We start from the raw sequence: 20,435 nt of genomic DNA, 5'->3' as shown, positions 1-20,435 counted from the left end.
CTCGGAGCATCAGGTACCGGCTCCAGTAGGAGGCGTGGTGGGCGTAATGGGCGTGGTGGGCGTCGTTTCGGCAGGAGTCGTTTCCGGCGGTGTCGACTTGGGGGTCGACTTGGGGGTCGAGGTCTGCGCCGGCTCGGTGTTCCGCGAGGTCGTCGCGCGCTTCGACGACGAAGTCGTCTCCGACACCGGCGGCGGCACATCGGCCGTGCTGACCGGCTCGTCCGTCGTCGACGGCACCGAGTTCGACGTCGCGGCGGGCGACGGCTTGGGGCTGGACACCGGCGCGGCCGGCGCCTCCGGGTTGTTCGGGCTCAGCAGCCAGACGACGAGCGCGACCAGGCCCACGACCACGACGCCGCCGATGATCGCCGGGCGCTTCCACGCGCCGGGCCGGCTGTCGTCCTCGTCGACCGGGCTCATCTGCGGCCGCGACCGCGGCGGGGGCGGCGGGGCGGGCTCGTCGTCGTAATCGTCGTAGTCGTCCTCGTACCCGCCCCGCTCGTGCGGCGGCACCGGCACGGCGCGGGTCGCGGCCAGCCCGGGCGGCACACCCCCGGCCGCGTGGTGGTCGTCGTCGCCGTAGCGGCCGTACCCGTCGTAGTCGTCCTCCGGGTAGCCGGTGGCCTCCGGGTAGTCGTCCTCGTCGTAGTACGGCACGGCCTGCGTCGGGGCCCCGCCGCCGAGCAGCGTGCCCGAGTGGCCGGCGGGGATCTCGTCGAACATCTGCGTCGCGTTCGGGTCGGCGACCGCGGCCGCGCCGAGGACACCGGCGGACGGCGCCATCATGGTCTCGTCCGCGGGGCCGCCGAGCGGCGTCTCGCCGCGCGCGACGGCCGCGAGCAGCTCCTCGCACTCTTCGGCGGTCGGCCGGTGCTCGATTTCCGGGTGCAGCAGCACGGCCAGCACGCTCGCCAGCGGCCCGGACTGGCGCGGCGGGTTGATCTGCCCGGCCGCGACCGCGTGCAGCAGGCTCAGCGTGTTCTCGGACAGCCCGAACGGCGGCTGGCCCTCGCACGCCGCGTAGAGCGTGGAGCCGAGGGAGAACACGTCGGACTCCGGCCCGGGCTCGCCGCCGATGGCGACCTCGGGGGCCAGGTAGGCGGGGGTGCCGGCGATCATCCCGGTCTTGGTGACCGTGACGTCGTCCTTGGCGCGGGAGATGCCGAAGTCGGTGATCTTCACGACCCCGTTGGCGCCGAGCAGGATGTTGCCCGGCTTGATGTCGCGGTGGACGATGCCGACCGCGTGCGCCTCGCGCAGCGCCGCGGCGACCTGGGCGCCGATGCGCGCCACCTCGGTCGGCGGCAGCGTGCGGCGTTCCTGCAGCACGGCGGCCAGGCTGGTGGAGTTGAGGTACTCCATGATCAGGCACGGCTGGCCGCTGGAGTCGGTGACGACGTCGAAGACGGAGATCGCGTTGGGGTGGTGCAGCCGGGCCGCGATCCGGCCCTCGCGCATCGTCCGCTGGCGGGCGTCCTCGGCGTCGTGCTCGTCCAGGTGCGGCTGGAGCAGGAGCTGCTTGATGGCCACGGTGCGGCCCAGGACCTCGTCGTGCGCCTGCCAGACGGCCCCCATCGCGCCCGTGCCGATCCGGCCGACGATGCGGTATCGATCGGCGACCAGACGACCCTCGTCGCTCACGCGACCTCCCTTTGGGCTCCGGCTTCACCAGGGCGTGCGGATCGGTGCCTGGTGACGCGGCCACGAGCATGCCGCTTCGCTGGAGCGTATGCACATGTCGTGGGCTCTGAGCCGGCTTTTCCGAGACCGGCCCGTGACAAGGCTAGGCGCTCACTCTGCGCACACGAAATCGGCACGGGCACTTGAACCAGGGGTGAAGGGGTGATCGCGGTGGGCTACATGTACTGGGCCGAGACGAGCTCGGCTTCGGTGATCAACCCGCCGGCGTCGGCGACGCGGAACAGCTGGGTGACGCGCACCAGCGCGCCGTCCGGCCGGTGCAGCGTCGCGACCGCCAGGATCGAGCCGTCCGGCTTGATCTGCGTGTCGGCCTCCTGGACGTCGATGGCGTCCATCGAGCTCCAGGTGCGGACCAGTTCGCCGGCCGTGCCGTCGACCAGCGACGGGCTCAGCAGCTTCAGCGCGCCCGCCGAGTCGCGGGCGATGGCGGCGTAGAAGTTCTTGACGGCTTGGATCTTCTGGGTCGCGCTGCGCGCGTCGGCGGCCTTGTCCGGTACCGGGGTGGCCGCGGCCGGTGCCGCCTGGGTCCGCGGGGTGCCGTTCGCCGGCTGGGCCGCCGTCGGCGGGTCCTCGGGGTGCGGCGTCACCGTTCCGCGCTGCTCCGGCGCGCTGCCGCCGGCCTGGTGCTGCGGCACGGCGAGGCCGCCGAGCTCCGCGGCGCCGGTGAAGCCGGCGGGCGTGGACTGGCCGCCGGAGGACGCGGCGCGGTGGGAGCTGGTCAGCATCGGCGCGGCGATCACCGAGCCGGCGACGAGCGCGCCCGCGGCGACCAGCCCGGTGAGCTTGGCCCGGCGGGCGAACCGGCTTTCCGGTTCGCCGGCGTCTTCGGCGTGGGCCGGCTCGCGGGCCGGTTCGGTCCGGGCCGGCAGGAACTTCTGCGGGTCGCGGAAGACCTGCTCGAGATGGTCGCGGTCGGCGTCGGCGACGCCGTCCAGGATCTCGGCCGGAATGACGTCCTCGACGCGGACGGCGTGGGGTGTCTCACGCCGTGTGCGCTGCCGATCAAGCACGAAAGTCCTCGCTCTGGGTTCCGGGACGGCCACACGGCCGTTCGGCCGGGCGTCCGTTGGTCCGGTCGGCCGACTCGTGGCCGGTTTCCGGATTCGCTGTCGTCAGGTAACCCTGTGCGGACGTCGATCACCAGGCTCTGTCGCCGGAATGCCGTCGCAATACGACGAGCGGCAGCTTATGTCACCCACCCGGACCAGGGATAACCGCTCGGCGCACCGCACGTGCATCAGAACGGGCGAACCGCACGTGCAGGATTGGCTACTGGCCGTCAGCAGTGATCTTGTCGCCGTCGCCGAAGGTCAGCGTGCGCTGCTCGATCGTCTTGGTGCCGTCGGTGTGGGTGACCTCGACGGTGTTGATCGTGACGCCGCGCTGCTGGTCGATGCTGACCTTCTTGACCTCGAAGTAGGCGATGCCGGCGTACCGCTCGGCGAGCGCCTGTGGCCCCTGGTCGTGCAGCCGGCCGGTGGTCACCGACGAAGCCGCGGACGGGTCGGTGGTGACGGTGTTGAAGAACTTCTCCGAGTTGTCCCCCATGGTCTGGGCGTCCGGCGGGAAGGAGTACCACCACGGCGGCTGGACCGGGGTTTCGCGCTGGGCGGGCGTGACCGGCGGCTTCCGCGGCTGCGCGCTCGGCCGGCCCGGTCCGGCCGGACCGGTCGTCACCGTTTCCGGTGCGGTGGTGGTGCCCTGCGGTGGGGGAGCCACGCCTTCGACGGGCCCGGCGCCCCCGCCACTGCGGGTCGTCCCGGCGGTGTTGTCCGGCTTGGTCACGGTCTCCGGTCCCGCCGCGGAGCCGCCTTCCGTGGGCGGCCGGTGTTCGCCGGTGGGATCGGCGATCGTCGGCACGCCCTGGTAGCCCGGCCACGCACCCTGCACCGCCTGGTCCACCGGCGGTTTCCCGACCAGGAATGACCCGGCGCACAGCAGGCCGACGACCACGGCGCCGGACGCGCCGGTGGCGAACCACGCCGCCTTCCGCCACGTCTTCGGCGGCGTCACCGACGCGGGCACCGAGCCGATGGTGAAGCCGCCCAGCCCGTCGATCGGGGGCGCGGAGTAGATGAGGACGTCGTCGTCGAGGTCCGCCCCGCGCGGTTCGGGCGCGGCCAGCGAGACGCGGGTCCGGCGGGCGGCCTGGTCGGCGCGCGACTCGGCGGCCGGCGCCCCGGTCAGGGCGGACTCGGGGTCGTCGTCTTCGAAGCCGTCGTTTTCGAAGCCATGGTCTTCGAAGCCGTCGAGGGGAAGGCTGCCGTGCGAGGCCGGGAACAGCGGCGGCGCGGGCCGCCGGTCACGCGGCTGCGGCAATAGCGGCTGGGGCAGCGGCAGCGACCCGGACACCGGCGGATCGGCCGGTGCGGCCCAGTGCTGCAGGGGATGGTGGTGCGGGAGCGGCCCGGACGCCGGCGGATCGGCCGGTGCGGCCCAGTGCCGCAGGGGGTGGTGCTGCGGGGCCGATCCGGACGCCGGCGGGCCGGCCGGTGCGGCCCGGCGCTGCAGGGGGTGGTGCTGCGGCAGCGGTCCGGTCTCGGCGGAGTGGCCCGGCAGGAAGGCGTAACCGGACCCCGCCGGTTCGACCGGCGCCAGTCCGGCGGGACGGGGCCAAAAAGGGCGGGAACCGGGAACCGGGGTTTCGGCAGGCGCCCGGCCGGCCGCGTGGTGCCGCACGGGGCGGTGCTGCGGCAGGGGCGGCGTCCAGCTCTCCGCGCCGCCGCGCCGGTGCCGCCCCGGATGCGCGGGTGCGCCGGCGCGTCCGTGGAATTCCGTGCCGTGGCTCATGTGGGCTCGACCACCCGGCGGAACGGTCCTGACGCCGTCCGGCGGCGGGACGACCCGATCGGAGCACCCTCACGCGCGGAATCCTGTTCGGAATCCTGCGCAAATGCACGCGCACGCGACGACAGGCGCGCGGGGCCGATGCCCCCGCGCGTCCTCCGGGCATCGCCCGACCCAGACGCAAGGGTCCTCACGACGCCAACCCTAGGAGCATCCGGTGGAGAAAGTCGCCCCCAAACCTGCAAGTTGCAGCGGTTTCACTCGGTCGGGCGCGACCGAACGGGCGATGGTGACGCTGTGCAGTTTCACCCAGCGCCATCGCCCCTGATCAGGGGTTTCAGCCTCCCGTGCGGTAACGGTCCCGCGTGGATTGCAGCGCCTTCGTCGCCACCACGCCGCTACCGGCGGCGACGATGATCGCGAAGACGTCCAGCGTCGGTCCCCCGGCCGTGAGCAACCAGGCGAATAGCGAAGCCGCGGTCGTACCGCCGGCCACCGCCCACCGGCCGCGGACGTACTGCGCGACCGGCGCACCCCCGGCGCGCTTACCCGCGGCGTTGTTGAGCAGCGCCAGATACCCCACATGGCCCAGCGCGGCCAGCACGCTCCCGAGCGCGACGATGACGGCGATGAGGTTCACGAGCCAGTCCATGACCCCAGTCTGCCCGTACCGGGCCCGCGGGTGCCTCGGGGAAGACCCGGAATTCGGGCAACCGTTACCGGCCGAGCCGCCCGCGGCCCAGGTTCAGCAGCGCCATGGCCAGCTGACGGCCGTCCGGGCCGAGCTCGCGGTAGCGCGCGAGCACGTCCATCTCGCGGTTGTAGACGATGCGCGTCCCGCCGGCGGCCATCCGCGCGGCCCCGATCGTCTTGGACACCTCGACCCGGCGTTTCACCAACCGCAGGATCTCCTGGTCGAGCCAGTCGATCTCCTCCCGGAGCGACGCGATGTCGTCGCCCGCGGGGGTGTGCTCGGCGGGCTGGCCGTCGGCGTTCGTCGCGTGTGCGTTCATCGGGACCTCTTCCTCGAAGCCCGGATCCGGCCCCAGGGATGGCGACAGCCCCGGGTCCGTGGACTCCGGGGCTGGCGTGATGGCGGTTCGGGCACTACGCGATCACGGGAGCCGGAGTCCGGGTCCCGTAAAAAAATCGCTCTGCGTGGCGCCGCATGCGCTCAGTATGGCACAGCGCCACCGATGCGCTCCCGGAACGACCGCACCCGAGCATGAACCAAGAGGCTCACCGCGAGCCAGAACATCGGGAACGCCGGCCAGAAGAACCCGGCGCCCAGCACCGCCCAGCGGACGATCGCCAGCACCGCGATCGCGACCACCACGGCGAGGTGGACGCGCAGCGCGGGATGCCGCCGCAGCGCCTCGCGGGTGAGCGGGAAACCGGGCCGCGGCGGCGCGGGCCGCGGGAGGTCGGTGGTGAGCGCCGCCAGTTCGTCGGTGAACCGCGCGGCGTAGACGCGGCTGAGGCGCTCTTCGACCTCGTCGAGGGTGAGCCGGCCTTCGGCGCCGGCGGTCTGGACGGTGGTGGCGACGCGTTCGCGGTCGGCGTCGGCGGCCCGGATGCGGGCGGGGCTGGTGTCTTCCATGTCCGTCGATGCTCCGCGCGCCGGACCCCGCGCGCGTCGGACGGCAGGCGGCATCCCGGCCTACGCCCGGCGCCGTAGCCGCTCGCCGGCACCCGGGCCCGGCCGCTTCACCCACCCACCACCGGACTCCGCGCCACCGCACCTCCCGCGTCGGCACGCTGTGCCGCACTCCCACCCACCCGGGGTAGCGTGGACGCACGATGGACACCCTCTTCGATCTCCCCGCCGCGACCCCTGTGCGCAAGCCCGCCGCCGCCGGCGGGCAGGCCGAGCTGCTCGACGACCTGAACCCCGCCCAGCGCGAAGCCGTCACCCACGCCGGTGGCCCGCTGCTGGTGGTGGCGGGTGCGGGATCGGGCAAGACCCGGGTGCTGACCCGCCGGATCGCCTACCTGCTCGGCCAGCGCCGGGTGCACCCCGGCGAAATCATGGCGATCACCTTCACCAACAAAGCGGCCGCGGAGATGCGCGAGCGCGTCGCCGCGCTCGTCGGGCGCCGCGCGAACGCGATGTGGGTGTCGACGTTCCACTCGATGTGCGTGCGGATCCTGCGCCGTGAAGCCAAAACGCTGGACATGTCGTCGAGTTTCTCCATCTACGACTCCGACGACACCAAGCGGCTGATCACCCTGGTGGCGCGGGACCTCGACATCGATCCGAAGCGGTACGCCGCCCGCACGCTCGCCGTGCACATCTCCAACCTGAAGAACGAGCTCACCGACCCGGAGACCGCGGCGGCGAACGCGGGCAACGACCTCGAGCGCCGCGTCGCCGAGGTCTACGTCGAGTACCAGCGGCGGCTGAACCAGGCCAACGCCTTCGACTTCGACGACCTCATCATGCGCACGGTTTCGCTGCTGCAGGCGTTCCCGGACGTCGCCGAGTACTACCGGCGGCGGTTCCGCCACGTGCTGGTCGACGAGTACCAGGACACGAACCACGCGCAGTACACCCTGGTCCGCGAGCTGGCCGGGACCGCGCCGAACGATTCGGGTGTCGAGCCGGCCGAGCTGGTCGTGGTGGGCGACGCGGACCAGTCGATCTACGCCTTCCGCGGCGCGACTATCCGCAACATCGAGGAGTTCGAGCGGGACTTCCCGAACGCGCACACCATCCTGCTGGAGCAGAACTACCGCTCCACGCAGACGATCCTGTCCGCGGCCAACGCCGTCATCGAACGGAACCCGAACCGCAGGGCGAAGCGGCTGTGGACCGACTCGGGCGACGGCGAGAAGATCGTCGGCTACGTCGCGGACAACGACCACGACGAAGCCGCGTTCGTCGCGGGCGAAATCGACGCGCTGGCCGAAAAGGGCGAAGCCGACTACTCCGACGTCGCCGTCTTCTACCGCACCAACAACCAGTCCCGCGTCTTCGAAGAGATCTTCATCCGGCTCGGCCTGCCCTACAAGGTCGTCGGCGGCGTGCGGTTCTACGAGCGCCGCGAAGTCCGCGACATGATCGCGTACCTGCGGGTGCTGGCGAACCCCGAGGACACGGTCAGCCTGCGGCGCGTGCTGAACGTGCCCAAGCGCGGCATCGGCGACCGCGCGGAAGCCGTCGTGGCGACGCACGCCGAGCGCGAGCGGATCTCGTTCGCGCAGGCGCTGCGGGACGCCGTCGAGGGCAAGGTGCCGCTGCTGAACCCGCGCTCGGTCAAGGCGATCGGCGGGTTCGTGGCGCTGCTCGACGAGCTGGGTGCGCTGGTCTCGGACGGCGCGGAAGTGCACGACGTGCTGGCAGCCGTGCTGGACAAGACCGGCTACCGCGGCGAGCTCGAGGAGTCGGACGACCCGCAGGACCACACGCGCGTGGAGAACCTGGACGAGCTCGTCACCGTGGCGCGGGAGTTCACCGAGATCACCGCCGAGGTCGTCGCGGACGAGAACGCCGAGCTGGTCGTGGAGGAGGGCGTCCCGGCGCCGGGCTCGCTGCCGGCGTTCCTCGAGCGCGTCTCGCTGGTCGCGGACGCCGACTCGGTGCCGTCGCCCGACGGCGGCGAGGAAGGCGACGGCGGCGCGGGCGTGGTCACGCTGATGACCGTGCACACCGCGAAGGGCCTGGAGTACCCGGTGGTGTTCTGCACCGGCTGGGAGGACGGCGTCTTCCCGCACATGCGCGCGCTGGGTGACCCGACGGAACTGGCCGAGGAACGGCGGCTGGCGTACGTCGCGATCACCCGCGCCAGGAAGCGGTTGTACGTCTCGCGCGCGATCACGCGCTCGGCGTGGGGCCAGCCGTCGATGAATCCGGCTTCCCGGTTCCTCGACGAGCTGCCGCCGGACCTCGTCGACTGGCGGCGGCTGGAGCCGTCGAGCGGCGGCTTCGGCTCGTTCGGGTCCGGTTCGCGCGGCACCCCGCGGGCGGCGACCACCTGGGGCGGCCGCCGGACGTCTTCGCCGTCTTCCTCGGGCACGCCGTCGTTCGGCAAGGGCTGGAAGGACACGGTGGCGCTGAAGCTGGACGTCGGCGACCGCGTCAGCCACGACAAGTACGGCCTCGGCACGGTGATCTCGTGCGACGGCGTCGGCCCGCGCGCGACGGCCACGATCGACTTCGGCGCGGCGGGCAAGGTCCGCCTGATGCTGATCGGCAGCGTCCCCATGGTCAAGCTCTAGCGTTACCCGTCCGAGTGAATCCGGCGGCGATCCCGGCGATCGCCGCCGGAATCGTCGTACCCACCCGGTACAACTGACCCTGCAATCGAACAAAGGTTCGATGGAGGGGGTAGTGTGGTGTGGACGCGGTGCTGTTTGGGCTGCTGGCCGAAGGGGTACAAAAATACCTGCGAGGAGTCCTGGGGACGACGGTTCCGGATCGGGGTCGGGAGCCTGCGGGGACTTCGGGAATTCCTTCGCGTGCGGGAGCGGAGGCGTGCCGGCTGGCCGCCGCCTGGCGAGCGCTGCTCAAGCAGCACGAGCTCGGCGCGGACGGGCGTTGTGTCACCTGCGGCCGGGGACGCCGCTGGACGACCAGGGCCCGGAGTGCCGGGCGTGTCCGCTCCGCGGGGGGCGCAGGGGGAGCTGCGCCCTGGGGCTGGCTGCCGGTGCGGCGACCGGCGGAGCTGTGCACGGTGTGGCAGGTCGCGGTGGCGTACTTCATCCGGCGCCTGCCGGGCGGGCAGCGGTAGGCGGTTTCGGGCGCTGAGACGCTTGTGGGCGGCCTGGATCGCGTCTTGCGAGACTCCGGGCGCCCGCGGGAGTTCGTGGTGGTCTGACGCGCTTCCGGCGGCTTCTTGCCTGGTCTTGCCGGATCTCTGGCCGGAACCGGTCGAGGCCCGGCGGCCCGCGCCGGAAGCCTCACCCGATCCGGTTGTTTGCGGTCGGCCCGCAGCGGCGACCCTTGATCTTGTGAACGGCTTCAGCACACGAGCGGCTCGGCGGGGTGCGTGCTTTCAGCGCACTGCGCTCGATGCGGCTGTCCGCGGTGTCCCGGCCGGAGCGGGTGTTCGCTCTACGGCCGGGCTTCCGCTGTCGTGCGCGCTGCTGCCTGCCGGCGGGGGAACGGGCGGATCAGATGACGACGCCGCGCGCGGCCAGCCAGGGCCGGGGGTCGATCTTCTTGGTGCCGTTCTGCCACACCTCGAAGTGCAGGTGCGGGCCGGTGCTCTGGCCGCGGTTGCCGATCTCGGCGATCTGCTGGCCGCACTTGACCTTCTGGCCGGCCTTGACGTTGAAGCTGTTCATGTGGCCGTAGACCTGGACGGTGCCGTCGTCGAGCTGGATCCGGACCCAGAGGCCGAAACCGCTGGCGGGGCCGGCCTCGATCACGGTGCCGTCGGAGGCGGCGTAGATCGGGGTACCGATCGAGTTGGCGATGTCGATACCGAGGTGGCTCGTGCCCCACCGGGCACCGAAGCCCGAGGTGAAGCTGCCGTGCGCGGGCAGGCAGGTCTTGGGGCGAGCGGCTTCTTCGGCGGCCTTCTTGGCGGCGTCGGCTTCACGCTGCTCGCGGGCCTGCGTGACGGAGGCGCTGTCAGCGAGCTTGGCGGCCTCGGCGGAGGCGTCGACAGCGTGGCCGGTCGGCAGGAGTTCCGGGGCACCCCCGGAGCCCGCACCTCCAGCGGTCAGCGAAGCGCTGGCGTCCTGGCTGTTGGCCAGGGGGGTGACGGCGGTGTCCGAATCGGTGATCGTCTTGAGGGTCGAGCCCGCAGCAGCGGCGGCGAACGCACCAGCCGCAACGGCGGCAACCACGACACGGCCGCGAAGGGCCGAAGAGGGCGGGGCAATGCGGTGCGCACCCCGGACACGAACGACCGCACCTTCCAGTGCGTCCTTCAATGCCGGGGAAGGAGCTTGGCCGCCGGGGGAGCGGTGTGAAGCCAAGACAGGGCCTTCCATCGTCGGGGAGCCGGGTCGAGGACTGCGGGCGGGGGAACCCGGTGAGCCAACCTCGGGGGTGGTTTGCTCGGCGTCCTACTTCGTGACCTGACTGTAATGGGGACCTCGGGACAGTAACGAAGGGGTACCGCTGTCGGCAAGGCGTGCCCCCGCTGTCGGCCGTTCGGGTGGAGTCGGCAGCACGCTCACCTGTGGAAATCACCCAAAGTTAGAGGGGGTTTACGGCGTCCGGTGTGACTTGCCTTACATGGAGTGGAGTTGGTGAAGACCCATTGCGCCCGCCGGAGGGGCTTACGGAGCCCCGGCGGCCCGGGAATAACGGTTTGCGGCGCGAGGTTGAAGCGCGTTCGACGACTCGCGCCCGCCGACGGTTCTCCGGCGACGCGAACTTGCTAGCGTCGCGGGCAATATGCCCCCACGCGCAGAGCCCCCCACCGGAAGCACCCCCGGCCCCCGCCAAGAACCCCCGGCGCGAGGCCCGAGCGGACCGGCCTCAGGTCCCATCGGCGCACGGCAGGCGTCGGCGCCCTCCACGGCAGGTGCCCCCGAGCCCGAGCCGGGCCCCTCGGACACGGGCGGAGCCGCGCAGGTACCCAGCGAGTCTTCGCGGTCCGAGGCCCCCACCGGCAGGTCCGGCAGCGCGCAAGATTCCGCGGCCGCCTCAGCGGGCAGTGCGGGCGAGCGGTCGCGGTCCGAGGCGCCCACCGGCAGGTCCGGCGGTGCGCCAGACTCCGCGGGCGGTCCCGGCAAGTCCACGCCGGCGACACCCGGCGAGCGGTCGCGAACCGACCCCGTTGCCGGCAGCGCCTCCAGCAGGCCGCGAAATCCCGTCCCCCCAGCGGGCGGTTCCAGCGCGCAAGACTTCACCTCACCCTGGGCTGACGACACCGAAACCCGCGCCTCCAGTCCCCTCAAACTTGCCCTCACCCTCGCCACCCTCGGTGCCGCCGCGCTCACCGCCGCCGCCGTCGTTCCCGTCTCTCCCTCCGCCGGCCCCGGCTTCACCAGCTGGCCGTGGCTCGCCCTTCTCGCCCTCGCTCCCGTCGTCGCCGCCGTCTGGTTCGCCGGGGCCGGGAAACCCGGGCTCGGCGGTGGCCTCCTCCTCGGCCTGGCCGCCCTCGCGCCCGGGCGGCTGGTCCTCGACCTCCAGTTCGCCGTCAACGGACCGCTCACCATCCGGCCAGAGCTGTACCTGCCCGATCGGTTCCTCGGCTCCTCCGCCGTCGGGGCCGGGTTCTGGCTTCTGCTCTCCGGGCACGTCCTGACCGCCGCCGCCGGGCTGGTGGCCTGGCGGGCCCTCCGCAGCCACGAAGAACCCGAACGACGGCGCTGGCGGCTGCTCGTTCCGCTGCTCGCCGTCGTCGCCGGGGCCGGGCTGCTGACCGCTCCCGTCCACTCCGGCAACGGTTTCCTGCTCGCCCGGGCCGCCTTCGAAGGACCTTGGCCCGCCCTCGGCGGTTACCTCCTGATCGCCGCCGCCCTGCCGCTGGCCGCCGTGGTCGCGCTCGCCGCTCCGGCCGAGCACGTGGCCCGCGGGGCGCTCGGCGGGCTGGCCGCCGCCGCCTTCGGGGTGGCCGCGCCGCCCGTTCTCGCCGGGCTCCTCCGGGACGACCTGCACGTCACCTGGGGACCCGTGCTCGCGCTCGTCGCGACGGCGATCGTCGCCGGACTCGCCGGCACCCGGCTCACCGAAAGCACCGGGAGCACCGGAAGCACCGGGAACCCCGAAACGGACCTCGCCGGCACCGCGAAACTGCCCGGTCTCTTCTGGTGGCGCCTCGGCACCGGCCTGCTCGGCCTGGCCACCGCGCTCGCCGCGCTCATCGGTGCCTTCGCCCCGCAGGTCGCCGTCACCGCGCTGAACCCCGGCGCCACCACGCCGGTCAGCGCCGCCGCCGAAAGTCCCGCCCGGTGGTTCCTCCTCGTCGCCGCGCTTGTGCTCGCCGTTCCCGCCGCCGGGGTGCTCGTCCCCAAGACCGCCGCCGTCGCGCGGCCGGTGCTCGGGGTCGCCTGGGCCGGGATCGTCCTGGCCGGCACCGCCGTCCTCAACACCGCGCTGACCGCCACCCAGGCCGGCAACCTCGCCGGGTTCGGGGGCTCGGCCGCCCCCGTCTTCACCTACGACCTCGGGGCCGGCGCCGCCTGGACGGTCGCCGCGCTCGTGCTCGCCGCCCTCACCTCCCTCGCCGCCGTCGGCACCGGTGTCGTCGAACGCGAGGACGCCGGGGAGGACACCACCCGAAGCAGCCTGCTCACCCCCGTCGCCGCCGGTGCGGTGCTGGCCGTCGCCGCGTTCGGGCTGCCCGTCTTCGCCGTTCCCGGCTACGTCGCCCCCGGCCTCTGGTCCCACCTCGACACCCCGTCGTGGGGGCTGCTGACCGCCGCCGCGGTCGTCGCCGGCGCGGCCGCCCTCGCCACGCGGTCGCGGCCGAAACCGGCGGCCGCTCTGCTCGCCGGCGCCGCCCTGCTCACCGCGCTGCACGCCCTGGAACTGCCGCTCGTCGGGGGCACCCTCGGCGGTGCGAGCCCGGCCGCCGGGTTCTGGGTCGCGCTCGCCGCCACGGCCGCGTTGCTGATCGCCGCCGCCGTGGCCGTCGCCGGTGGACGCCGTGCGCCGTGACCGGCCGCGGGTGCTCCTCGTCGAGTTCACCCGCCCCGACCCGGCCGCCGTCGCGCTGGGCCGCGTCCTGCGCGACGACGGCGTGGAGGTCGTCCACGCCGGCCCCGTGGACACCGTCGAGCAGATCCTCCGCACGGCCGAACAGGAAGACCCGGACGCGATCGGCGTGCTCGGCGCCGCACCGCCGGAAGACCTCGAAGACGCACTCGGCGACGTCCGCGTGTTCACGGCCGAGACCGCCGGCGAAGTGGTGAAACAGCTCGCCGGTGGGCGGTCTCACACCGCTGAAGCACCGTCTGACCGCACACGGTGACCGACTTCACCAGGTGCGGAGTCCCCTGCGTCTGCGCAGGTCGCTAACCTCGACTGGTCCGACAGCGCGGTCCGGTCGCGGACCACCTGCAGTGGCGTGTCGTCAGGAGACTGGAGTAGTGGACCTCTACGAGTACCAGGCGAGGGATCTCTTCGCCGCCCACGGAGTACCGGTTCTGCCGGGTGCCGTGGCTAGCACCCCCGAAGAAGCCAAGGCCGCCGCGGAGCAGATCGGTAACCAGGTCGTCGTCAAGGCGCAGGTGAAGGTCGGCGGCCGTGGCAAGGCGGGCGGCGTCAAGCTGGCCCAGACGCCCGACGAGGCGAAGGAGAAGGCGGAAGCCATCCTCGGCCTCGACATCAAGGGCCACATCACGCGTCGCGTGCTCGTGGCCGAAGCCTCGGACATCGCGTCCGAGTACTACTTCTCCTTCTTGCTGGACCGCGCGAACCGCACGTTCCTGGCGATGGCGTCCTCCGAGGGCGGCGTGGAGATCGAGCAGCTCGCGGTCGAGCGCCCGGAAGCGCTCGCGAAGATCCCGGTCGACGCGATCGCCGGTGTGGACAAGGCGAAGGCGCTCGAGATCCTGAAGGCCGGCAACTTCCCGGCCGACATCATCGACGAGGCCGCCGACGTCGTGGTGAAGCTCTGGGAGACCTTCGTCTCCGAGGACGCCACCCTGGTCGAGGTCAACCCGCTGGTCCGCGACCCGCAGGACAAGATCATCGCCCTCGACGGCAAGGTCACCCTCGACGAGAACGCGGACTTCCGCCAGCCGGGCCACGAGGCCCTGGTGGACAAGGAAGCGGAGAACCCGCTCGAGGCGAAGGCCAAGGCCAAGAACCTCAACTACGTCAAGCTCGACGGCCAGGTCGGCATCATCGGCAACGGCGCGGGCCTCGTGATGTCCACTTTGGACGTCGTGGCGTACGCGGGCGAGAAGCACGGCGGCGTGAAGCCGGCGAACTTCCTCGACATCGGCGGCGGCGCGTCGGCCGAGGTCATGGCGGCCGGGCTGGACGTCATCCTGAACGACCCCGACGTGAAGAGCGTCTTCGTCAACGTCTTCGGCGGCATCACCGCCTGCGACGCGGTGGCGAACGGCATCGTCGAGGCCCTGAAGATCCTGGGTGACGAGGCCGCCAAGCCGCTGGTCGTCCGCCTGGACGGCAACAACGTCGTCGAGGGTCGCCAGATCCTCGCGGACGCGAACCACCCGCTGGTCACCGTGGTGGACACAATGGACAACGCGGCCGACAAGGCTGCCGAGCTCGCCGCGGCAGGTGCGTGAGATGTCGATCTTCCTGAACGAGAACAGCAAGGTCATCGTCCAGGGGCTCACCGGCTCCGAGGGCATGAAGCACGCGACCAAGATGCTGAAGTCCGGCACGAACATCGTGGGCGGCGTCAACGCCCGCAAGGCCGGCCAGACCGTCACCATCGAGGGCAAGGACCTCAAGGTCTTCGGCACCGTCGAAGAGGCGATCAAGGAGACCGGCGCGGACGTGTCGGTCATCTTCGTGCCGCCGAAGTTCGCCAAGGACGCGGTCATCGAGGCGATCGACGCCGAGATCCCGCTCGCCGTGGTGATCACCGAGGGCATCCCGGTGCACGACTCGGCCTACTTCTGGGCCCACGCCGTCGCGAAGGGCGGCACGACCCGGATCATCGGGCCGAACTGCCCCGGCGTGATCAGCCCCGGCAAGTCGAACGCCGGCATCATCCCGGCCGACATCACCGGCCCCGGCAACATCGGCCTCGTGTCGAAGTCCGGCACGCTGACCTACCAGATGATGTACGAGCTGCGGGACATCGGTTTCTCCACCGCGGTCGGCATCGGCGGTGACCCGATCATCGGCACCACGCACATCGACGCCCTCGAGGCGTTCGAGGCGGACCCCGAGACCAAGGTCATCGTGATGATCGGCGAGATCGGCGGCGACGCCGAAGAGCGCGCCGCGGCGTACATCAAGGAGAACGTGACGAAGCCGGTCGTCGGTTACGTCGCGGGCTTCACCGCGCCCGAGGGCAAGACCATGGGCCACGCGGGCGCCATCGTCTCCGGCTCCTCCGGCACGGCCGCCGCGAAGAAGGAGGCCCTCGAGGCCGCCGGCGTCAAGGTCGGCAAGACCCCGAGCGAGACCGCCGTCCTGGCACGTGAGCTGTACAACAACCTCGGCTGAGGCCGGGAAGTAACTCCTGGTGGGGCCGGGCACCGCACACGGTGCCCGGCCTTTCCTCGTCCGGCACGAAACCGCGCGGGCTATTCATGCGTCTGGTGGGCTGGTGGCCTTCGAGTGCGCTAGCGTTCTGCGCACACAAGCCGCCTCGTCTTCTCCCGGGCGCCCGCGCGCCCGGAGTGCCGGTCGAACCGACAGGAGTGCATCCGATGACCTTCCCCAGCGGTGGGCCCGGCTACCCCCAGCAGGGTGGCGGCCAGCAGCCCCCCGGACCGCCGTCCAGTGCCTTCCCGGCGCAGCAGCCGCACTCGCACCAGGCGCCGTCCGGTGCGGCGGGCCTGGCGCAGAACCTGCCGCTGCTGCTCGCCCTGGTCGTCGCCGGCCTCGGCCTCGTGCAGTACTTCCTCGGCTTCTCCGACAACGGCGAAGTCGGCCTCGGCGGGACGCTCCTGCTGGCCGGTGGCCTCCTCGCCGCGCTGCACGCGCTGCCGAAGGGCCCGAAGACGCTGCCGTTCGCCGCGCTGCTGAGCGTCCTCGGCGCGCTCGAGGTGCTGGACGCGCTGGTCGGGATGCAGACGTCGCCCGGCATCGTCACCGTCATCCTGATCCTGGGCATCCTGCAGATGCTCGTCGCGGTCGGCGCGCTGCTGATCGCGCACGACGTCATCAAGCCGCCGTCGCCGAAGCCGGCCGCGCCGTCCTACGGCAGCCAGTACGGGCAGCAGGGGCAGGCCGGTCAGCCGGGACAGCAGCAGTACGGCCAGCCCGGCCAGCAGTTCGGCCAGCAGGGCCACGGGCCGGGGCCGGTCGCGCCCGGCGGTGACGCGCCGTTCTCGCAGCCGGGCCAGTACGGTTCGCCGAACCCGCCGTCGACCACGCCGCCGCCGGGGCAGCAGGCCACGACGTACGCCCCGCAGCAGGGCCAGTTCTTCCAGCAGCCGCCGCCGGAGAACCCGGGCACGCCGCCCGGTGGGTTCGGCAAGTCGAACTGACGCAGCCCGAAACCGAACACCCGCTGTGACGCTCGGTGTCACAGCGGGTGTTTTGTGTTCGGGGTGCCCCGTCCGGGTGAGCCACGCTGTCCGGCGGCGGCGTGGCTCACCCGTACGGAGCAGCCCGGATGCCAGGGTGCGGATCATGGAGCTGCTCACCGACGACCCCCACCCGCCGGGTGAAGCAGTGGGCGACCCCCGGCCCGAGGCCGCCCTCGCGGGGCCGGCCCGGGTGCGCGTGCTGTTCGCCGCTGCCCTCGGCCCGCTGGTCACCGGCTACGCCGCCGTCGCGACCGTGCTGGCCGTGGTCGCCCTCACCGCCGGCCGCACCGCCTTCTCCGGCACCGGGGTCTTGCTGGCCGCCGGGCCCGGCTGGCTCGCCGCGCACCAGGTGCGCCTCGGCCTCGGCGGTCACCCACTCGGGGTGCTGCCGCTGCTGCCGACGCTGGGTGTCGTCGCGCTGGCCGCGCGGACGGCGTCCGGCGCCGCCCGCCGCCTCGGCTGCCGCTCGTTCCGCGAAGCCCGGCCGGTGCTCGTCACGATCACCGGCGCACACGCCGTGTCCGGGCTCGTCGTCGCGCTCTGCGCCCAGGGCTCGGTGACGGCGAACCCGGTGGCCGCCTTTGTCGTGCCCGGCTTGCTCGCCGCGGCGGCCTCGTGCGCGGGCATCACCCGGTCGTGCGGGCTGCCGGACCTCGTCGCCGAGCGCCTCGACCCGCTCGCGCTGCGCGGGTTGCGGGCCGGGGCGATGGCCCTGGCGGTGCTGGTGGCCTGCGGTGCCGCCGTGTTCACGGTCGCGACCGGGCTGTCGTGGGCGGCGGTGGCCGACACCTACGAGCCCGGCTTCGGCACGAGCTTCGGGCTCTTCCTGCTTTCGCTGCTGTACCTGCCGAACGCCGTGACGGCCGCGCTCTCCTTCGTCACCGGTCCCGGCTTCTCGATCGGCCCGCTCACCGCCGGCATGTTCGGCTACCACGGCGGCGACGTGCCCGCCGTCCCGCTGCTCGGCGGCCTGCCGGGGCACCACGCGGCGTGGTGGCCGGCGCTGCTGGTGCTGCCCGCGGCGGCCGGCGCGCTGACCGGCTGGTCGCTGCGCCGGGTCGACGCCGAGCCGGCGCAGCGCATCCGCGCCGTCGCGGTGGCCGGTGCCGTCGTCGCGCTGGGCTGCGTCGTGCTGGGCACGCTGGCGGGCGGCCGCCTCGGCGACGGCCCGTTCGACCCGGTGAGCGTTCCGGTCGGCGTCGCTTCGGTCGTCGCCTTCTGCTGGATCGTCATCCCGGGCTCGTTCGTCGCGTTCTTCGCGGGCGAGCACGAGCCGCCCGCCCCGCCGCCGGAAGCGCTCGAGGACAACGAAGCCTTCCAGGACGCCGACGAGGTCGACGCCGAAGAAGCATCCGAAGCCGTCGAGGAACTCGAAGCGGCAGAAGCGGCCAGAGCGTCCGAAGAGGACGCGGAGTTCGAAGCCGAAGCCGACGCCGAACTCGGCCTGGCCGATCCCGAGCTTTCACGTGAAAGCTCCGCCTCCGGGGATCCGGAGCTTTCACGTGAAAGCTCCGCCGGACCCGGCGGCGCTGTGACCGGAGGCACCGAGACCTGCGGCGACGTCGAGCCGGGCGAGGGCGACCGTTAGGGTTGACGCGTCCTGGTGAAGCGCCGTGCGCCCGGCTGCGCACCGCCCGCGGCAAGGAGCCCGCTCTGTCTCAACGGTTGGACCTGCCCACCCCGGTGAAGCTCGTCGTGCTCGCGTCGGGCTCCGGCACCCTCCTGCAGGCGGTGCTGGACGCCACCGGGCGGTCCGGCTTCCCGGCCAAGGTCGTCGCCGTCGGCGCCGACCGCACCGGCATCGAGGCCCTCACCCGCGCCGAGCGCCTGAGCATCCCGTCGTTCACCGTCCGCGTCGCCGACCACCCCGATCGCGCCGCGTGGGACAAGGCGCTGGCCGAGGCCGTCGCGGCCTACCGGCCCGACCTGGTCGTCTCCGCCGGGTTCATGAAGATCCTCGGGAGCGAGTTCCTCGGCCGCTTCACGGTGATCAACACGCACCCCGCGCTGCTCCCGTCGTTCCCCGGGATGCACGCGGTCCGCGACGCCCTCGACGCCGGCGTCAAGGTCACCGGCTCGACCGTGCACTTCGCGGACGCCGGGGTCGACACCGGGCCGATCATCGCCCAGGAGGCGGTCGTCGTGGAGAGCGACGACGACGAAGACGTCCTGCACGAACGGATCAAGGCCGTCGAACGCAGGCTGCTGGTGGAAACGATCGAGCGACTCGGCCGCGGTGGCTGCACCGTGGACGGACGAAAGGTGACATTTCGTGAGCACTGACCTGGGACGGCGCCCGGTCCGCCGGGCGCTGATCGGCGTCTCGGACAAGGCGGGCCTCCTGGACCTCGCGACCGGCCTGCACGCGGCCGGCGTCGAGATCGTCTCCACCGGCGGCACGGCGAAGGCCATCGCCGACGCCGGTGTCCCGGTCACGCCGGTCGAGCAGGTCACCGGGTTCCCCGAGTCGCTGGACGGCCGGGTGAAGACGTTGCACCCGAACGTGCACGCCGGGCTGCTGGCCGACCAGGGCAACCCCGACCACGTCGAGCAGCTGCGGAAGCTGGAGATCGCCGCGTTCGACCTGCTGGTCGTGAACCTGTACCCGTTCGCGCAGACCGTCGCGTCCGGCGCGAGCCCCGAGGACTGCGTCGAGAACATCGACATCGGCGGCCCGGCGATGGTCCGCGCGGCGGCGAAGAACCACGGCAGCGTCGCGGTCGTCGTCGACCCGGCCCGCTACGGCTGGGTGCTCGAGCGCGTCGCCGACGGCGGCTTCGACCTCGAAGACCGCAAGCGCCTCGCCGCCCAGGCGTACGCGCACACGGCGGCGTACGACACGGCTGTCGCTTCGTGGTTCGCCAGCGCGTACGCCCCCGACGAGGACGCTGCCAACGCCGGTTTCCCGGACTTCCTCGGCGCCACCTGGGAACGCGCCGACGTCCTGCGCTACGGCGAGAACCCGCACCAGAAGGCCGCGCTGTACAAGAGCGACCGGCCCGGGCTGGCGCACGCCGAGCAGCTGCACGGCAAGGCCATGTCGTACAACAACTACGTCGACACCGACGCCGCGCGCCGCGCCGCGTTCGACTTCGCCGAGCCCGCCGTCGCGATCATCAAGCACGCCAACCCGTGCGGCATCGCGATCGGCGCGGACATCGCCGAAGCCCACCGCAAGGCCCACGCGTGCGACCCGGTTTCGGCCTACGGCGGCGTCATCGCGACGAACCGGCCGGTCAGCCGCGAGGCCGCCGAGCAGATCGGCGAGGTCTTCACCGAGGTCGTGCTGGCCCCGGACTTCGACGCCGAAGCCCTGGAAATCCTGCAGCGCAAGAAGAACATCCGGCTGCTGAAGCTGCCGGCGGCCCCGGCGTCACCGATCGAGTTCCGCCCGATCTCCGGCGGCGTCCTGCTGCAGACGGCCGACACGATCGACGCCGCCGGGGACGACCCGGCGAACTGGCAGCTCGCCACCGGTGCCGCGGCCGACGAGCAGACCCTGCGCGACCTCGAATTCGCGTGGCGCTCGCTGCGCGCGGTCAAGTCCAACGCCATCCTGCTCGCCGCCGACGGCGCGACCGTCGGTGTCGGCATGGGCCAGGTCAACCGGGTCGACTCGTCGCGGCTCGCGGTGGCGCGTGCGGGCGACCGGGCCAAGGGCTCGGTCGGCGCGTCCGACGCGTTCTTCCCGTTCCCGGACGGCCTGGAAGTGCTGGTCGAGGCCGGTGTGCGCGCGATCGTGCAGCCCGGCGGCTCGGTCCGCGACGCCGAGGTCATCGCGGCCGCGGAGAAGGCGGGGGTCACCATGTACCTGACGGGGACGCGCCACTTCGCGCACTGACCGCTTTCGGGGGCTCCGGGTG

Annotated in this window: 16 protein-coding genes; 9 read left to right on the top strand and 7 right to left on the bottom strand. The window is 72.6% G+C overall.

Annotated features, from left to right (window positions below):
• Nucleotides 1–9 precede the first annotated feature (9 nt).
• The 6 genes from Q5425_RS16440 to Q5425_RS16415 form a co-directional block, all read right to left on the bottom strand.
• On the bottom strand, nucleotides 10–1,641 hold the full coding sequence (locus Q5425_RS16440) for a protein kinase domain-containing protein (protein ID WP_308673090.1): 1,632 nt from the start codon (nucleotides 1,639–1,641) through the stop codon (nucleotides 10–12).
• Nucleotides 1,642–1,856: 215 nt separating this feature from the next.
• Nucleotides 1,857–2,711, bottom strand: coding sequence for a hypothetical protein (locus Q5425_RS16435; RefSeq protein WP_308673089.1), 855 nt, complete (start codon nucleotides 2,709–2,711; stop codon nucleotides 1,857–1,859).
• 259 nt (nucleotides 2,712–2,970) lie between these two features.
• Nucleotides 2,971–4,491 carry a hypothetical protein gene (locus Q5425_RS16430; RefSeq protein ID WP_308673088.1) on the bottom strand — a complete coding sequence of 507 codons (1,521 nt, stop codon included), beginning with the start codon at nucleotides 4,489–4,491 and terminating at the stop codon, nucleotides 2,971–2,973.
• A 334-nt stretch (nucleotides 4,492–4,825) separates the two neighbouring features.
• Nucleotides 4,826–5,140, bottom strand: coding sequence for a hypothetical protein (locus Q5425_RS16425; protein ID WP_308673087.1), 315 nt, complete (start codon nucleotides 5,138–5,140; stop codon nucleotides 4,826–4,828).
• A 64-nt stretch (nucleotides 5,141–5,204) separates the two neighbouring features.
• The gene (locus Q5425_RS16420; RefSeq protein ID WP_308673086.1) at nucleotides 5,205–5,501 is read right to left on the bottom strand and encodes a chorismate mutase; all 297 of its coding nucleotides are present in this window, start codon (nucleotides 5,499–5,501) and stop codon (nucleotides 5,205–5,207) included.
• A 161-nt stretch (nucleotides 5,502–5,662) separates the two neighbouring features.
• Nucleotides 5,663–6,088 (bottom strand): DUF1707 domain-containing protein, encoded by a 426-nt coding sequence (locus tag Q5425_RS16415; RefSeq protein WP_308673085.1) that lies wholly within the window; start codon nucleotides 6,086–6,088, stop codon nucleotides 5,663–5,665.
• 200 nt (nucleotides 6,089–6,288) lie between these two features.
• On the opposite strand from Q5425_RS16415, the gene pcrA reads away from it, so the two are divergent.
• Nucleotides 6,289–8,706: a DNA helicase PcrA gene (gene pcrA, locus Q5425_RS16410; RefSeq protein ID WP_308673084.1), complete on the top strand. Its 2,418-nt coding sequence runs from the start codon at nucleotides 6,289–6,291 to the stop codon at nucleotides 8,704–8,706.
• Between the two features lie 894 nt (nucleotides 8,707–9,600).
• On the opposite strand, the gene Q5425_RS16405 is transcribed toward pcrA, so the two are convergent.
• Nucleotides 9,601–10,281 carry a M23 family metallopeptidase gene (locus Q5425_RS16405; protein ID WP_308673083.1) on the bottom strand — a complete coding sequence of 227 codons (681 nt, stop codon included), beginning with the start codon at nucleotides 10,279–10,281 and terminating at the stop codon, nucleotides 9,601–9,603.
• A gap of 556 nt (nucleotides 10,282–10,837) precedes the next feature.
• Between Q5425_RS16405 and Q5425_RS16400 the strand changes: the two genes are divergently transcribed.
• The 8 genes from Q5425_RS16400 (at nucleotide 10,838) to purH (ending at nucleotide 20,413) form a co-directional block, all read left to right on the top strand.
• Nucleotides 10,838–13,048 carry a hypothetical protein gene (locus Q5425_RS16400; RefSeq protein WP_308673082.1) on the top strand — a complete coding sequence of 737 codons (2,211 nt, stop codon included), beginning with the start codon at nucleotides 10,838–10,840 and terminating at the stop codon, nucleotides 13,046–13,048.
• A complete protein-coding gene (locus Q5425_RS16395; protein ID WP_308673081.1) occupies nucleotides 13,029–13,361 on the top strand; it encodes a hypothetical protein in 333 nt (110 codons plus the stop codon). Before Q5425_RS16400 ends, Q5425_RS16395 begins: the two co-directional genes overlap by 20 nt.
• Before the next feature lie 118 nt (nucleotides 13,362–13,479).
• Complete coding sequence (sucC, locus tag Q5425_RS16390) at nucleotides 13,480–14,649, top strand: ADP-forming succinate--CoA ligase subunit beta (RefSeq protein ID WP_308673080.1); 1,170 nt, start codon at nucleotides 13,480–13,482, stop codon at nucleotides 14,647–14,649.
• A 1-nt stretch (nucleotide 14,650) separates the two neighbouring features.
• Nucleotides 14,651–15,541, top strand: a complete 891-nt coding sequence (gene sucD / locus Q5425_RS16385) for a succinate--CoA ligase subunit alpha (protein WP_308673079.1) — start codon at nucleotides 14,651–14,653, stop codon at nucleotides 15,539–15,541.
• Nucleotides 15,542–15,747: 206 nt separating this feature from the next.
• Complete coding sequence (locus Q5425_RS16380; RefSeq protein WP_308673078.1) at nucleotides 15,748–16,530, top strand: DUF5336 domain-containing protein; 783 nt, start codon at nucleotides 15,748–15,750, stop codon at nucleotides 16,528–16,530.
• 136 nt (nucleotides 16,531–16,666) lie between these two features.
• On the top strand, nucleotides 16,667–18,160 hold the full coding sequence (locus tag Q5425_RS16375; RefSeq protein WP_308673077.1) for a DUF6350 family protein: 1,494 nt from the start codon (nucleotides 16,667–16,669) through the stop codon (nucleotides 18,158–18,160).
• Between the two features lie 77 nt (nucleotides 18,161–18,237).
• A complete protein-coding gene (gene purN, locus Q5425_RS16370) occupies nucleotides 18,238–18,855 on the top strand; it encodes a phosphoribosylglycinamide formyltransferase (protein WP_308673076.1) in 618 nt (205 codons plus the stop codon).
• A complete protein-coding gene (gene purH / locus Q5425_RS16365; protein WP_308673075.1) occupies nucleotides 18,845–20,413 on the top strand; it encodes a bifunctional phosphoribosylaminoimidazolecarboxamide formyltransferase/IMP cyclohydrolase in 1,569 nt (522 codons plus the stop codon). The genes purN and purH overlap by 11 nt, the downstream gene beginning before the upstream one ends.
• Nucleotides 20,414–20,435: the final 22 nt, after the last annotated feature.

Origin of the sequence: Amycolatopsis sp. A133, assembly GCF_031082405.1 — a bacterium.
Lineage (GTDB): Bacteria > Actinomycetota > Actinomycetes > Mycobacteriales > Pseudonocardiaceae > Amycolatopsis.
This window is presented reverse-complemented; position numbering and strand designations above follow the sequence as displayed.

What these genes read in the sequence shown, in the direction of transcription:
- Q5425_RS16430 (WP_308673088.1), bottom strand. Translation starts at nt 4,491, where the DNA reads ATGAGCCACGGCACGGAATTCCACGGACGCGCCGGCGCACCCGCGCAT.
- Q5425_RS16425 (WP_308673087.1), bottom strand. Translation starts at nt 5,140, where the DNA reads ATGGACTGGCTCGTGAACCTCATCGCCGTCATCGTCGCGCTCGGGAGC.
- Q5425_RS16420 (WP_308673086.1), bottom strand. Translation starts at nt 5,501, where the DNA reads ATGAACGCACACGCGACGAACGCCGACGGCCAGCCCGCCGAGCACACC.
- Q5425_RS16415 (WP_308673085.1), bottom strand. Translation starts at nt 6,088, where the DNA reads ATGGAAGACACCAGCCCCGCCCGCATCCGGGCCGCCGACGCCGACCGC.
- pcrA (WP_308673084.1), top strand. Translation starts at nt 6,289, where the DNA reads ATGGACACCCTCTTCGATCTCCCCGCCGCGACCCCTGTGCGCAAGCCC.
- Q5425_RS16400 (WP_308673082.1), top strand. Translation starts at nt 10,838, where the DNA reads ATGCCCCCACGCGCAGAGCCCCCCACCGGAAGCACCCCCGGCCCCCGC.
- sucD (WP_308673079.1), top strand. Translation starts at nt 14,651, where the DNA reads ATGTCGATCTTCCTGAACGAGAACAGCAAGGTCATCGTCCAGGGGCTC.
- Q5425_RS16380 (WP_308673078.1), top strand. Translation starts at nt 15,748, where the DNA reads ATGACCTTCCCCAGCGGTGGGCCCGGCTACCCCCAGCAGGGTGGCGGC.